This window comes from Aureimonas psammosilenae, assembly GCF_009176975.1.
GTDB classification, from domain to species: Bacteria; Pseudomonadota; Alphaproteobacteria; order Rhizobiales; family Rhizobiaceae; genus Plantimonas; species Plantimonas psammosilenae.
The window spans coordinates 1-15,097 of record NZ_WEZG01000012.1 but is presented as its reverse complement, the minus strand read 5'-3'; the positions used below and the strand labels follow the sequence as shown (position 1 = coordinate 15,097).

The following is a 15,097-nucleotide window of genomic DNA, read 5'->3' as shown; positions in this document are numbered from 1 at the left end:
CAACTCTTCAGAAGAATCGTCAAGACGCACATGGCAGGCCTGCCGCAGGATCGCATGAACGAAATCGCCCGCCGCTTCGCCTATCTGGAGGCGGAGATGGCGAAGGGCGGCGGGCGCGACGATTTCGCCGCGCTTTCCAGCGAATATTCCTCGCTGGAAGACATCGCGCGCGCCATCGAACGGCACGCCGTTCTGAGGCGCGAGATCGCGGATGCGGAAGCCATGGCGGCCGAGGCCGGCACGGACAAGGAGATGCGGGAACTCGCGCAGGCCGAACTCGCCGACCTCAACGAGCGCGAGGAAGCGTTGACGGAGGAGATCCGCATTCTCCTTCTTCCCAAGGACGCCGACGACGACAAGAGCGCAATCCTCGAAATCCGCGCCGGCACCGGCGGCTCGGAAGCGGGACTTTTCGCGGGTGACCTGTTCCGCATGTACCAGCGCTATGCCGAAACCAATGGCTGGAAGGTCGAGATTCTGTCGGCCAGCGAAGGCGAAGTCGGCGGCTACAAGGAAGTCGTCGCTTCCGTGAACGGCAAGGGCGTCTTTTCGCGACTGAAGTTCGAGTCCGGTGTTCACCGCGTGCAGCGCGTTCCCGCCACCGAGTCGGGCGGGCGCATCCACACCTCGGCGGCGACCGTCGCAGTGCTGCCGGAAGCCGAGGACATCGATATCGAGGTGCGGGCGGAGGATATCCGCATCGACACGATGCGCTCCTCCGGCGCGGGCGGGCAGCATGTGAACACCACCGACTCGGCCGTGCGCATCACCCATTTGCCGACCGGGATCGTCGTCACCTCATCGGAAAAGTCGCAGCACCAGAACCGGGCGCGGGCGATGCAGGTGCTCAAAGCCCGCCTTTACGACATGGAACGCCAGCGCGCTTCCGACGAGCGCTCCGAGTCGCGCCGCTCCCAGGTCGGCTCCGGCGATCGTTCGGAGCGCATCCGCACCTACAACTTTCCGCAAGGGCGGGTGACAGACCACCGCATCAATCTGACGCTCTACAAGCTGGACAAGGTGGTGGAAGGCGATCTCGGCGAACTCCTCGACGCGCTCGGTGCCGACCATCGCGCCCAGCTTCTAGCGGCGGCCGGCGAGCCGGCGTGAGCGAGGACATCCGCCTTTCGGCGGTCCTGAGCGACGCGCGCCGGCGTTTCGCCGAGGCCGGGCTGGAAACGCCCGATCTCGACGCCCGCATCCTGGTTGCCGACGCGCTCGGCCTCGACCGTGCCGCCTTGTTTCTGCGCGAACGCGAGCCCGTGGATGCCGCGACCCGCGCGTTGGTGGACGCCCGGATCGAGCGGCGCCTTGCGGGCGAGCCGGTTTATCGCATTCTCGGGCGGCGCTCCTTTTTCGATCACGAGTTTCGCCTGTCGCCCGCGACGCTGGAGCCGCGGCCCGATACCGAAGCGCTCGTGGAACTCTGCCGCGCGCCGATCGCCGAGCGAATCGAGCGGGAAGGGCGGTGCGTTTTGGTGGATGTCGGAACGGGCACAGGCGCGATCGCGGTCTCGCTTCTCGCCTTGTTCCCCGAAGCCCACGCGATCGCCACGGACATATCGGCTGAAGCGCTGGAAACGGCGGCAATGAACGCCCGGGAAGCCGGCGTCGGCGAAAGGTTCCGGCCCGTTCTTTGCGATCATCTGGCCGGGGTCGAAGAACCGGTCGGGCTCATTGTGTCCAACCCACCTTATATCCCGACCGCCGAGATCGCCGCACTTTCGCGCGAGGTGCGCGACCACGATCCCATCCTGGCGCTCGACGGCGGCGCGGATGGCCTGCAGTCCTATCGCAGAATCGCAAAGGATTCGGGCCGAGTTCTGGCGACAGATGGCGAGATCGCGCTGGAAATCGGGGCCGGCCAGGGCGCGGATGTCGAAAACATCTTCGCCGCGCAAGGTTTCGAACTGATCCGCCGCGCCAGCGACCTTGGCGGGGTGGAACGGGCGCTTCTGTTTCGACCTGTGCTTGGGTCTGCCGCCGCAAACGCGCCGAAATCCCGGGATACCTAAGAAAAAGGGCTTGTGAGAGCCGGCTCGACACACTAAATCTTGAGATGTCACGGAATTCGATGGGGCACACTTCAAAGCTGGTCGCAGAAGCGACGCGGCGAAGTGATCGAAGCGGCTGGGCCGTCCGGGACGAGGGCGATTGGGGAATCGCTCAGGCTCAATAGATTGGACAGGTTCGTGAACGGTCGCGATTGCTTCGCTGAGCCGCTTTCGGCAAGGCGACGTTCCGTTGCAACGCCTCCGAACCTCACCGGCCGCTGGCCGGCCGACCCGAAGACAGGATGAGCATGAGGCCAGGACAGCAGAACAAGCAGCGCATGCGGGGACGGGGCCGCAAGGGTCCGAACCCGATGTCGCGGAGCTACGAGTCGAACGGTCCGGACGTCAAGATCAGGGGAACGGCTCAACACGTCGCGGAAAAGTATATCGCGCTGGCGCGTGATGCGAACGCTTCCGGCGACCGCGTGATGGCCGAGAACTATCTCCAGCACGCCGAACATTACGGCCGTATCGTCGCGGCCGCGCAGGGCATCTTCCAGTTGCAGCGCGAAGAGCCGGACGTCATGGACGGCGAATACGAGGACGGCGACGACGAGGGCTTCGTCGAAGGCGTCGCCACCACCAACGGCCATCCCTATCCGGTGCCAGAGCGCGTGCAGGGCGGTGATCGGCAGCAGCCCATGCAGGGCCGCGATAACCGCGATTACCAGAACCGCGACGGCAACCGCGACGGCCAGAACAACCGCGACAACAATCGCGATGGCCAGAACAACCGGGACGGTCAGAACAACCGCGAAGGCCGCGAGCAGCGTTTCGATCGAAACCGCAACCGGGATCGCGACTTCAACCGGGACAACCAGAACCGCGACGGCCAAAATCGGGACGGCCAAAATCGCGAAGGGCAGAACCGGGACGGTCAGAACCGGGACCGTAATCGCGATTTCAACCGTCAGAACGGCGAGGAGCGTCGCTCCTACGAGGGCCGCGAGCGGCAGAACTGGCAGGACCGCCAGGTTCCGAACGGTCTCGGACCTCAGCCGAATGTTGGCGAATCGTCTCACGAAGACGCCCGCCCGGTGGCCGCCTATGGCGAGAACGAGGCTGTTGCGGAAAACCGTTCAACCGAACGCCGCTACGAGGACGCGGCCAGCACCGCGCCCGTGACGGAACAGGAAAGCGGTTTCGGGCAGGCGCCCGCGACGCAGGATGCGGTGTCCGCGCCGGAAGGCTCGATCTACACGGAAGAAACCGCAGCGGAAGTGCGCGAACCGCGCCGCCGTGGTCGCCCGCGCCGCCCGCTTTTCGGCGAAAGCGAGATCGGTTCCGACGAGGCTCCCGCGATGGACACGAGCGCAGCCGCGCCGGTCACCGCTCCGGTGGAAGCTCCTTCTGTCGAGCCGGTCGCGGCTGACCCTGTGGAAGCTGCCGGCGATGCGCCCGTGAAGCGTCGCCCCGGCCGTCCGCGCAAGAAGAAGGTCGAGGACGGAACCGCGGAAGGCGAGGAAAGCCATCTGCCGGACTTCCTTCTGGCTTCCAACGGCTGACCACCGAACTCATCGAAAACAGGAGGGCGTCGGAGCGATCCGGCGCCCTTTTTTCATGGGCGTCCTTCGGCTTTCGAAGACCGCGCTTGCTTCGGCAAAAATGCTCCGATCGGCGTCTTTCGCCGATGGTGATGCCATCCCATATTGCTTCTCGTGCGGCTCGCCTGTCGAAAAGGGTGCCGGTTTCCCATCATCGCGTCGCATGCCTTTCGGGTGGGCGCGGCAAGGAGGCAATATATGGATATGGAACGCTATACCGAGCGCGTGCGCGGGTTTCTGCAGGCCGCCCAGACGGCCGCCGTTTCGCGCGATCACCAGCAGCTTTCCCCCGAACATCTTCTGAAGGTTCTGATCGACGACCGCGAAGGCTTAGCCTCGGGGTTGATCGACAAGGCCGGCGGGCGCTCGGCCGATGTGCGCCTGGGGCTCGATGCGACTCTCGAGGCGATGCCGAAGGTTTCCGGCGGTCAGGGCCTTTACATGGCGCAGCCGCTCCAGAAGGTTCTGGCGACCGCCGAGGAGATCGCCAAGAAGGCCGGCGACTCCTACGTCACCGTGGAGCGGCTCCTTCTCGCATTCGCGATGGAGAAGAGCGCGAAGACCGCCAAGATTCTGGCCGACGCCGGCGTGACGCCGCAGGGGCTGAACGCGGCGATCGAGGATTTGCGCAAAGGCCGCACGGCCGACACGGCTTCCGCCGAGCAGGGCTATGACGCCCTGAAGAAATATGCCCGCGACCTGACGAAGGATGCGCGCGAAGGCAAGCTCGATCCGGTGATCGGCCGCGACGACGAGATCCGTCGCACGATCCAAGTCCTGTCGCGCCGCACCAAGAACAACCCCGTTCTGATCGGCGAGCCGGGCGTCGGCAAGACCGCCATCGCCGAAGGTCTGGCGCTCCGGATCGTCAACGGCGACGTGCCGGAATCCTTGCGCGACAAGCGCCTTCTGGCGCTCGACATGGGCGCTTTGATCGCGGGCGCGAAATATCGCGGTGAGTTCGAGGAGCGCTTGAAGGCGGTTCTGTCGGAGGTGACCTCGGCCGCCGGCCAGATCGTGCTCTTCATCGACGAGATGCACACGCTTGTCGGGGCCGGCAAGGCGGACGGGGCGATGGATGCTTCCAACCTTCTGAAGCCCGCGCTGGCGCGCGGCGAGTTGCATTGCGTCGGCGCCACCACGCTCGACGAGTATCGCAAGCATGTCGAGAAGGACCCGGCGCTCGCCCGTCGCTTCCAGCCCGTTTTCGTCAACGAGCCGACGGTGGAGGACACGATCTCCATCCTTCGCGGCATCAAGGAGAAGTACGAGCAGCACCATCAGGTGCGGATTTCGGACTCGGCCCTTGTCGCCGCGACGACCCTGTCGAACCGCTACATCACCGACCGTTTCCTCCCCGACAAGGCGATCGACCTCGTGGACGAAAGCGCGGCGCGCCTTCGCATGCAGGTCGATTCCAAGCCGGAGGAACTCGACGAAGTCGATCGCCGCATCATGCAGCTCAAGATCGAGCGCGAGGCCTTGAAGCGCGAGAACGACGACGGCGCGCGCGACCGGCTCGGGCGGCTGGAAGCCGAACTCGGCGACCTCGAAGAGGAGTCCGACCGGATCACGCAGGCCTGGGCGGCCGAAAAGGACAAGCTCGGGCTCGCCGCCGACCTGAAGAAGCGGCTGGAAGAGGCGCGCAACGAACTCGCCATCGCGCAGCGCAAGGGCGAGTACCAGCGCGCGGGCGAGCTTGCCTATGGCGCGATCCCGAAGCTCGAACAGGATCTGGCCGCCGCCGAAGCCAATGACGGGCAGGGCGGGTCGATGGTCGAGGAAACGGTGACGCCGGACCACATCGCGCAGATCGTTTCGCGTTGGACCGGTATTCCCGTCGACCGGATGATGGAAGGCGAGCGCGATAAGCTCCTGCGCATGGAAGATGCGCTGGGCGAGCGCGTCGTCGGGCAGGGCGAGGCGGTTCAGGCCGTGTCGCGCGCCATTCGCCGCGCCCGCGCCGGGCTGCAGGACCCGAACCGGCCGATCGGCTCGTTCATCTTCCTCGGGCCGACGGGCGTCGGCAAGACGGAGCTGACGAAGGCGCTGGCGCGCTTCCTGTTCGACGATGAGACCGCGATGGTGCGGCTCGATATGTCGGAGTTCATGGAGAAGCACTCCGTGGCTCGCCTGATCGGCGCACCTCCCGGCTATGTCGGCTACGAGGAAGGCGGCTCGCTGACCGAAGCGGTGCGCCGCCGGCCCTATCAGGTCGTTCTGTTCGATGAGATCGAAAAGGCGCATCCCGACGTCTTCAACGTCCTTCTCCAGGTTCTGGACGACGGGCGGCTGACGGACGGGCAGGGCCGGACGGTGGATTTCCGCAACACGGTCATCATCATGACGTCCAATATTGGCGCCGAATATCTGACGACGCTGACGGACGAGCAGGATGTGGACGTGGTGCGCCCGCAGGTTCTGGATGCGTTGCGCGCATCGTTCAGGCCGGAATTCCTGAACCGCGTAGACGAGACGATCCTGTTCCATCGCCTGCGGCGCTCGGAGATGGGCGCGATCGTGGATATCCAGATGAAGCGGCTCGGCGCGCTTCTGGCGGATCGCAAGATCGTGGTGCAGCTCGACGCCTCGGCCCGCGACTGGCTGAGCGCCAAGGGCTACGATCCGGCCTATGGTGCGCGGCCCTTGAAGCGCGTGATCCAGCGCGAGGTGCAGGACCCGTTGGCGGAGAAGATCCTTCTCGGCGAGGTGCGCGACGAAAGCCGCGTGAACGTCACCGGCGGCGGCGATCACTTGATCTTCCACGTGGTCGGCTCGAAGCTCGGCGCTGCGGGAGACCGCGTCGCCGCCTGAGGAAAGCCGGTGCATAGGACAAGGGCGGCCGACAGGGCCGCCCTTTTTCGTTGCCGGGTCCGCCGGATCAATAGGCCGGGAAAGGCCCGTAATAGTCGTCGATCCCGCGGCCGTAAGCCGGATCGTTCCAGGACGGCCGCGCCTCGCCGGCAAATTTCGGACCGTTCTGCAACTGGTCGATCGTGATGCCGATCACGTAGCCGCCCTGCCGCTCGTCGTATTTCAGGACCTGCCAGGGCAGCGGGTAGTAGTCTTCCCCGATGCCGAGAAAGCCGCCCGAGGCGAGGATGGCGTATTTCACCTGCCCGTCCCGCTTGCCGAGCACGATGTCGTCCACCGTGCCGAGCTTGTCGCCGTCCGTGGAATAAACCGAAGTGCCGGCCACCCGGCTCGCCTCGATATTGTCGCCGGACGCATGGGCGGGGGTCATTTCCTGCGTGCCGATCGTGGATGACATGGCTGTTACCTCCAATTTCTCCAATCTCGGAGGGCAACGCCACCGGCATGCGCGCGTTCCGGTCGAAGGCGTCAGGATGGGGAGGACAGGAATGAAGACCGCGACTCTACCGGATGGAACTCCGGTGCCGGCCCTGGGGCAGGGAACGTGGATGATGGCCGAGGGCCGCCACGCCCGCGAGGACGAGATCGCGGCTCTGCGCGCCGGCATGGATGCCGGCATGACGCTGATCGACACGGCAGAAATCTACGCGCATGGCAAGTCGGAGGAACTTGTCGGCGAGGCGATCGACGGCCGGCGGGACGAGGTGTTCCTCGTGTCCAAGGTCGCGCCTCACCACGCCTCGCGCGAGGGAACGCGGCGGGCCTGCGAGGCGTCGCTGAAGCGCCTTCGCACCGATCGGCTGGACCTCTATCTTCTCCACTGGCCCGGCAGCATCCCCTTGAGTGAGACGGTGGATGCGCTGACGCAACTGAAGCGCGACGGGCTCATCCGCTATTGGGGCGTTTCCAATTTCGACGTGGAGGAAATGGAGGCGGTCTTCGCGCTGCCCGGCGGATCGGACTGCGCCGCCAATCAGATCCTCTACAACTTGGAGGAGCGCGGCCCCGAATTCGATCTCCTCCCCTGGCTTTCGGAGCGGATGGTGACGCCGATGGCTTATTCGCCGGCGGGGCAGGGCGGCGATCTTCTCGACCACCCGACGCTGGTGAAGATCGCGCGGCACCACAAGGCGACGCCCGCCCAGATCGCGCTGGCATTCCTCGTGGATTGCGACGACGTGATCGCGATCCCGAAGGCCGGTTCGATCGAGCATGTTCGCCAGAACGCGGCCTCCGCGAAGATCACCCTGACGCGCGAGGATCGTCACGCGCTGGACGCGGCTTTTCCTCCGCCGCAGGAGAAGCAGCCGCTCGCGGTGATCTGACCTCGGGTCGGTCGGCAAGTTTCGGACCATGCGTATGGGAGAAAATGGCCCGTCATCGCTCGGCCATCGTGATGCCGGGTTCTTCCCGCACCGAAGAGCCGGCGACGCCGATTCTCGAGGCGGTTGGAAGGTACGGAGTTGGTGATGACGAGGATGTCGCGCGATCGAGTGAAACGCGCCCTTCTGGCCGTTTCCGGCATCGCGCTTCTCATGGGTGTGCCCGATCGGGCGTCCGCGCAGTTCTACGACGACCCCTTCTATGACGACGCGCCGTCGGGCCGCGGCCAGACCGAAACCTTCGTGGACGAGTTCGGCCGGCGTGTGACGGTGGACGCCTATGGCCGGGTCATCGGCGTGGAGCAGCCCCGTGCCGAGCGGCGGCGCGACGCGTCGCGCCGTTATCTGGACGACCAGTCGGCGGAAGCGGTGCCTTTGGACGACGGTTTTTCCGGTCTCGACGCGTATCCCGATCCTTCGCGCCCTTCCGGTCGCTCGGACGGGTTCGGCGATCTGCCGAACGCCGATGCGCCGATCGTTTCGCCGAACGAGACCACCGCGCCTGAATCGCGTCCTGCACCCAAGGTCGAAGGACCGAAGGGACCGAACGCGAAGGCGCAGGTCGCGGCTTTCCAGATCCTGATGGACCGCGCAGGCATTTCCCCCGGCGTGATCGACGGGCGCATGGGCACCAATGTCGACAAGGCCGTCGCGGCCTACGAGGAAAAGTACGGCGACCACATCGACCCGACCAACGTGCAGGCCATGGTGGAGCAGCTCGACGCGACGGGCGGTCCGGCGATCGTGTCCTATACGATCACCGACAAGGACGTGGCCGGCCCCTATCTTGCGGCGATCCCGGACGATTACAGCGAGAAGGCCAAGCTGCCGGCCATGTCCTATACGCGCGTGTCGGAAATGCTGGCCGAGCGCTTCCACATGGACGAAAACTATCTCATGGAGATCAATCCCGGCGCGGATTTCAACCGGCAGGGGACGATCCTGAAAGTCGCTTCGACGGGCGAGCCGGCCACGGGCGAAGTGGCGAAGATCATCGCCGACAAGGGGCGCGAGCAGGTTCGCGTCTACGATGCCAGCGGCGCGCTGATCGTCGCCTATCCCTCCACCATCGGTTCGCGCGACACCCCGTCCCCGAGCGGCACGGTGCAGGTGGCGCGCATCGCCTTCGATCCGGGCTACACCTACAACCCGAAGATCAACTTCACCCAAGGGCAGAACAAGTCGATCCTGAACATTCCGCCGGGGCCGAACGGGCCGGTCGGCTCGATCTGGATCGCGCTTTCCAAGCCGACCTACGGCATTCATGGAACGCCCGAGCCTTCCAAGATCGGCAAAACCAACAGCCACGGCTGCGTGCGTCTGGCCAACTGGGATGCGGCGGAACTGGCTCGAATGGTGAAGCCGGGCACGACCGTGGAATTCGTGGAATAGCAATCCCTTAAAACTTGAGGCACCTTCCGGGGAGCGGAAACGCCGGAGCGGCGTTTCCCGCAGCGATCTTCGTTCGGACGGCGCCTTCATGAAAACTCGCTCGACCCTTGCGGCTCTCGCCGGACTGCTTTTCGCTTCCGCTGCCTTCGCAGCGCCACCCGTCGCGCCGGCTGCCGAGCAAGCTACGGCGGCTCCCGCTGCGGCTGCGGCTGCGGCTGCGACGGTTCCGGCTCCCGATCTGTCGGAAGCCGCGATCAACGGGGCGGATTTGGCTTCCTATCAGGAGCGGCTGAAGGCGAAGGATGAGGCGGCGAAGGCGTCGGCCGAGAATCCGCCCGCCGATCCCGCCGCAAACTCGGGCGAGACCGAGAAGCCGAAAGCCGACCCCGATCCTTTCCTGATCAGGATGCAGGTGCTTCTGGATCGCGCCCATGCTTCGCCGGGCGTGATCGACGGTTTGGCCGGAGGCAATACCGACAAGGCGATCCGCTCCTTTACCGATCTCCATGGCCTCGACGCCACGGACAAGCCGGATCAGGCGATCTGGGACGCGCTTTCGAAGGACGGTGGTGCGGCCGTGAAATCCTACGAGATCACGCAGGAAGATGTGGATGCCCGCTACATCCCCGATCTGCCGACCGACTATGCCAAGCTCGCCGAACTCGACAGCATCGCTTATCGCGATGTGCCTGAGATGCTGGCTGAGCGTTTTCACATGGATGAAGACCTGCTGAAGCGGCTCAATCCGGATGCTGATTTCGGCAAGGCCGGCACGCGCCTCTTGGTTGCCGATCCGGGTCCCGATCCCGATCCGGCGGTGAAGGTGGAGCGCATCGTCATCGACAAGAGCCGGGGCGAGCTTTTCGCCTATGACGAGAACAAGAAGCTGATCCTCGCCTATCCCGCGACGATCGGGTCTTCCGACACGCCGTCGCCATCCGGCACCATGAAGGTCAACGGCAGCAAGGCCGATCCGGAATATGCCTATGATCCGAAGAACTTCGTGCAAGGCAAGAACAAGAAGAAGCTGACCCTGCCCGCCGGGCCGAACGGCCCCGTCGGCAATATGTGGATCGACCTCTCCAAGCCGACCTACGGCATCCACGGCACGCCGGAGCCGTCCGAGATCGACAAGACGGCCAGCCATGGCTGCGTGCGCCTGACGAACTGGGACGCGCGGGCGCTCGCCAAGCTGGTTCAGCCGGCCAAGACGGTCGTGGAGTTCAAGCAGTGAAGGTTCTGCGCGCGGTTGTCGCGAGCGGGGCTCTCGCCTGCACGGTTCTGGCCCCGATCCCTTCCTGGGCGGCTTCGGACCTGCCGTGGAGCGACGCCAATCCATTGGAAGGCTCAAGCCAGCAGAAGGCCAAGCCGAAGCCTGAGCGCAAGGCCGATCCCGCCAAGCAGGCGGTGCAGGCCGAGACCACCGGTACGCCGGCTCCCGAAGCGCCCGTGCCGAAACCTTCGCCCGAACCGACTCCGGTGAAGGCGGCAAGCCCTATTCCGGAGCCATCGACGGTTCCGGTGCCCGAGCCCGATCCGCGCCCGGAAGCAAAAGAGGCTCCGCCGGAAGCGGCACCCACACCGGCGCCGAGCCCGCCCGCTCCCCCCGCTGCCGAAACGAAACCGGTCGACGAAATTCCGGTGCCGGAAAAGCGTCCCGACGAGGGAAAGCCTGTGCCGCCGGAGGCCAAGCCCGTCGAAGGGCAGGGCGGCGTCGAGCCCGCCAAGCCGGAAGATGCTCCCAACTCGACGGAGAAGCTGAAGTCGCGTGAGCCGGTGATCGACCCGGCGACGAGCGTCGTTGCGGCTGCCGCGATCGAAGACGCGGAGGAATGCGAGGCGGAGCTGAAGAAACGCGGCGTAGAGTTCACCGTCGGCGAGAGCATCAGCGAGGGCGAATGCGGCGTGTTGCGGCCCGTTGCCGTGTCCCGCCTGTCGTCAGGCGTGAAGGTCGGCCCCGACACGAAGCTTCTTTGCCGGGCGGCGCTCGCGCTCGACGTCTGGATGTCGGACGCCGTCGCCCCGGCCGCGAAAAAGGAGTTTCCGGACCGAAAGCTCACCGAGTTTCGGCAGGCTTCGACCTATGTATGCCGGCCACGCGCGAGCGAAACCGGCATTTCCGAGCATTCGCGCGGCAGCGCCGTCGATATCGGCTCCTTCGTCTTCGACAAGGGTTCCGAGATCGGCATCGCGGCGCAGGCGCCCGATACGCCGGAAGAGCGATTTCTCGCCGCCGTCCGGCAAGGCGCCTGCGGCCCGTTCAAGACTGTGCTCGGCCCGGGAACGGACGCCGACCACGCGACGCACTTCCACCTCGACATCGCCGCGCGAAAAAACGGCTCGACCTACTGCAAGTGATCCGCACCCAAACGGTGGAAAACACCTCCGGCTCTCGAATCGTCGGATGGAAAGCGGCGATCCTCCGCTAGTTGAGGGTCGTCGCGTGTGCCGGTCCGATCGGCCGCGCCGAGCCAAATCGAGGGGAGAGCCATGCCGCTTGCCGAAACCTATATCGCCGCTGCCGATCGCTACGGCCCGATGCCCTATCGCCGGAGCGGTCGCTCGGGCCTGCAGCTTCCGGCCATCTCGCTCGGCCTTTGGCAGAATTTCGGCGGCACGGACGTGTTCGAAACGGGCCGGGCGATCCTGCGACGCGCCTTCGACCGGGGCGTGACCCATTTCGATCTCGCGAATAATTACGGGCCGCCCTACGGCTCGGCCGAAGATAATTTCGGCCGCTGGATGGACCTCGACTTCCGTGCCTATCGCGACGAACTGATCATCTCGTCCAAGGCTGGTTGGGATATGTGGCCCGGCCCCTATGGGAACCTCGGATCGCGCAAGTATCTCGTCGCCAGTCTCGACCAGAGCCTGAAGCGCATGGGTCTCGACTATGTGGACATCTTCTACCATCACCGGCCCGACCCCGACACGCCGCTGGAAGAAACCATGCTGGCGCTCGACCAGATCGTGCGTTCCGGCAAGGCGCTTTATGTCGGCGTCTCGTCCTATTCGGCGGAACTGACGCGCGAGGCCCATCGCATCCTCAAGGAGTTGCGCACCCCCTTCGTGATCCACCAGCCGTCCTATTCCATGCTGAATCGCTGGGTGGAGGAAGGTCTTCTCCAAACCCTGGACGAAACCGGCCTTGGCTGCATCGCCTTCTCGCCACTGGCGCAGGGCCTTTTGACGAAGCGCTACCTTTCCGGCGTGCCCGACGATTCCCGCGCTTCCAAGGGCGGGTCCTTTTCCGCATCCCTGGTGACACCGGAGAATGTCGAGCGGCTGCGCGGGCTGAACGCGATCGCGGAGCGTCGCGGTCAGTCGCTGGCCCAGATGGCGATCGCCTGGGTGCTGCGCGATCCCCGCGTCACCTCCGCCCTGATCGGCGCGCGCACGGTGGCGCAGTTGGACGATTCCCTGGACAGCTTGAAGACGCCAAGCTTCACGTCGGAGGAGCTTTCCGAGATCGACGGCTTCGCCACCGAAGGCGGCATCGATCTCTGGCGCAGCCAGTCCAAGATCAAGCCGAGCTGAGAAAGACTTCGCAGACGCCTCGGCCAAACCCGGTCCGAGGCGTCAGCGACCCGCGACGCGCTGCGCTTCGGCGCGGTCTTTCAGGAGATTGTCGATCCGGTCGCGTTCCTTGCGGAAGGTTTCTAGTTCTTCTCCTTGAAGAACATGACCGGACGGGAACTTGATGCGCATCGGATCGACCTTCTGGCCGTTCACGATGACCTCGTAATGGAGATGGCTGCCGGTCGACAGGCCGCTCGAGCCGACCGCGCCGATGACCTGCCCCTGCCGCACCGTCGAGCCGGGCTGAACGCCGCGCGCGATCGAACTTTGATGCGAATAGGACGTCTCGTAGCCGTTGGCATGCTTGATGATGGTCTGGCGACCGTAACCGCTGGTATTGCCTGCCGATTCCACCACGCCGTCGCCCGAAGCCAGGATCGGCGTGCCCGTCGGAGCCGCCCAGTCGACGCCCCAATGGGGGCGGGCATATCCAAGGATAGGATGGACGCGTGATCCGAAGGGCGAGGTGAAGCGGCCGTTTGGAACGGGCGTGCGCAGAAGGAACTGCTTCGCGCTTCTTCCGTCCTGATCGTAGTAATCGTAGCGCTCATCCCCACCGCTGCGAAAGCGATAATAGCGCTTGGTCTTTCCGCCGAATGTCGCTTCGACGTAGAGAACCTGCGAATTGTCGGTCGCTTCTTCCTTCCCCTCGTCCATCGAGAAGAACACGACAAGGCGGTCGTCCGGCGAAACACGGGCCTGGAAGTCGACATCCGTCGACAGCATCCTGACCAGTTGCTGGCACATGCGCTCATTCAGGCCATAGCCGAGCGCGGCCTGATAAATGCCGTCGTAGATGGTCGGCATCTCGGTGCGCAGCGGCGCTTCCGTCGCGGTCTCGTCGAAGGCCTCGGCCACCGCCTCGTTGTCGTCCGGAGCGGTGGCGGGTTCGAACTCGCCGTCGTCATCCCGTTTGGCGACGGTCGCGACATGGTCCCTGCCGCGGTAAACCGACAACCGGACGATCCGCTTCCCGTCCTGCGACATCTGCGTTCCGACGCGCAGCACGCTGCCGGTGTCGAGGCGTTCGGAGCCAAGCACGCTCTCGATCGCACGAGTGGCCGCTTCGATATCGTCCTTCCCGTAGCCGCTTTCACCGAGCGTCCCGGCAATGGGAGCGGCTTCGCGAAACGGAATGATCTCCTCGGCGTAACGCGAGGGAGCGGGCGCCGTATCGCGCGGAGCGATCGACACGTTCTCCGCAACGACGCGGAAGGCGGAGCCCGGTTCGTACACTGCGATATCGGCGTCGTCGGAAAAACGCGAGGAGTCGAAGGGTTCGACGGACGCGACCTGAACCGGTGCATAGGACAAGGTGGGCGAGGCGGCGCGCACGACGGCTTCCGCTTCCTCGGCCGAGGTCTGGCCACCGAACTTCATGTTGGCGAAGGAAAAGTCCTCCACTTTGAGGCTCATCTCGCTTTCGACCTTGGCGCCGTAAATCTGCGCATCTTCCGGCGCGCTCGCCTCGTCCCGGTCATCGCCGCTGCCAAGCACCTTCATCGCATCGAAGGGGGGATAGGACACCGAACTGCGGCTGAGAGCGGCAAGCGTCATGCTGACATAACCGAAGGGCAAGGTGCGGATCACCTCGCGGTCACCTTCGCGGCTCATGGTGGAAAGCTCGATCGTTTCCCGGTTGCGCACGCTCGGCAGCGTCGTTTCAACCAGCCGCTCACCCTTGTCCTCCGGCAGGTCCTTCGCGGGCGCTGTGATCAGCACACGTCGCGGGCTGGACAGGTCGCGATGACCGTCAAGCGCCGCCGCAAGCGCGATCCCCATCAACGCCCCCGAGGTCAGACCGGTCAAAAGCGTGCCGGACAGCCAGCGAGCCGATACCTGACGCCGGTCCGGCCGGCGTCGCCGGTCGGCGACAAGCGCCGGTTCGTTGCCGAAGTTCACGCGGTGCCGCAAATGCTGACCCAAGCGATGTGCTTCATCCTGGCTGCGCCCTTCGGCGAACAAGGTGGCGGAATAGGGACCGAAACGGTTCGTCCCCGTGCTGTCACGAACGATAAGGGTCCGGGGGAGCGCCTATGTCAATTGCCGCAGAGCGGTTTGAGGGAAGGGGAGGGGGCGAGGCTGCGGCAGCCGGGCGCATCCGCCAAGTTTTTCAATAAGGGTCGTTGACATCGCTGATTCGTTGCCCGTATAAGCCGGTCATCGACGGACGGGGCGTCGCCGGCGGGTTGTATGCTCGTCTCTGGGAACTGGTTTTGGCTAGTTTCTGGTATGGCGTTCCGGTTTGTTTTTTCGGGTTTGGCGGTTTTGG

General features: G+C 65.1%; 11 protein-coding genes. 9 read left to right on the top strand and 2 right to left on the bottom strand.

All coding sequences use genetic code 11. The features are described 5' to 3' along the window. Window positions 1–30: 30 nt before the first annotated feature. The 4 genes from prfA (at window position 31) to clpB (ending at window position 6,412) form a co-directional block, all read left to right on the top strand. Window positions 31–1,110: a peptide chain release factor 1 gene (gene prfA, locus F9929_RS18215; RefSeq protein ID WP_152047983.1), complete on the top strand. Its 1,080-nt coding sequence runs from the start codon at window positions 31–33 to the stop codon at window positions 1,108–1,110. Next, window positions 1,107–2,015 (top strand): peptide chain release factor N(5)-glutamine methyltransferase, encoded by a 909-nt coding sequence (prmC, locus tag F9929_RS18210; protein ID WP_235919410.1) that lies wholly within the window; start codon window positions 1,107–1,109, stop codon window positions 2,013–2,015. The genes prfA and prmC overlap by 4 nt, the downstream gene beginning before the upstream one ends. Before the next feature lie 287 nt (window positions 2,016–2,302). Then, on the top strand, window positions 2,303–3,559 hold the full coding sequence (locus F9929_RS24520; RefSeq protein WP_235919409.1) for a DUF4167 domain-containing protein: 1,257 nt from the start codon (window positions 2,303–2,305) through the stop codon (window positions 3,557–3,559). 237 nt (window positions 3,560–3,796) lie between these two features. Further along, window positions 3,797–6,412, top strand: coding sequence for an ATP-dependent chaperone ClpB (gene clpB, locus F9929_RS18195; RefSeq protein ID WP_152047982.1), 2,616 nt, complete (start codon window positions 3,797–3,799; stop codon window positions 6,410–6,412). Between the two features lie 67 nt (window positions 6,413–6,479). On the opposite strand, the gene F9929_RS18190 is transcribed toward clpB, so the two are convergent. Beyond that, window positions 6,480–6,869 (bottom strand): PRC-barrel domain-containing protein, encoded by a 390-nt coding sequence (locus F9929_RS18190; RefSeq protein WP_235919408.1) that lies wholly within the window; start codon window positions 6,867–6,869, stop codon window positions 6,480–6,482. Between the two features lie 91 nt (window positions 6,870–6,960). Here F9929_RS18190 and F9929_RS18185 point away from each other — a divergent pair, with 91 nt between their 5' ends. The 5 genes from F9929_RS18185 (at window position 6,961) to mgrA (ending at window position 12,783) form a co-directional block, all read left to right on the top strand. Next, complete coding sequence (locus F9929_RS18185) at window positions 6,961–7,797, top strand: aldo/keto reductase (RefSeq protein WP_152047981.1); 837 nt, start codon at window positions 6,961–6,963, stop codon at window positions 7,795–7,797. 153 nt (window positions 7,798–7,950) lie between these two features. Continuing rightward, window positions 7,951–9,246, top strand: a complete 1,296-nt coding sequence (locus F9929_RS18180; RefSeq protein WP_407922256.1) for a L,D-transpeptidase family protein — start codon at window positions 7,951–7,953, stop codon at window positions 9,244–9,246. 88 nt (window positions 9,247–9,334) lie between these two features. After that, window positions 9,335–10,480, top strand: a complete 1,146-nt coding sequence (locus F9929_RS18175) for a L,D-transpeptidase family protein (protein ID WP_235919406.1) — start codon at window positions 9,335–9,337, stop codon at window positions 10,478–10,480. Beyond that, window positions 10,477–11,604 carry an extensin-like domain-containing protein gene (locus F9929_RS18170; protein WP_193227822.1) on the top strand — a complete coding sequence of 376 codons (1,128 nt, stop codon included), beginning with the start codon at window positions 10,477–10,479 and terminating at the stop codon, window positions 11,602–11,604. The genes F9929_RS18175 and F9929_RS18170 overlap by 4 nt, the downstream gene beginning before the upstream one ends. A gap of 132 nt (window positions 11,605–11,736) precedes the next feature. After that, window positions 11,737–12,783: an L-glyceraldehyde 3-phosphate reductase gene (gene mgrA, locus F9929_RS18165; RefSeq protein WP_152047978.1), complete on the top strand. Its 1,047-nt coding sequence runs from the start codon at window positions 11,737–11,739 to the stop codon at window positions 12,781–12,783. A 42-nt stretch (window positions 12,784–12,825) separates the two neighbouring features. Here mgrA and F9929_RS18160 read toward each other — a convergent pair whose 3' ends face one another. Further along, window positions 12,826–14,751 (bottom strand): M23 family metallopeptidase, encoded by a 1,926-nt coding sequence (locus F9929_RS18160; RefSeq protein WP_152047977.1) that lies wholly within the window; start codon window positions 14,749–14,751, stop codon window positions 12,826–12,828. Between the last annotated feature and the right edge of the window lie 346 nt (window positions 14,752–15,097).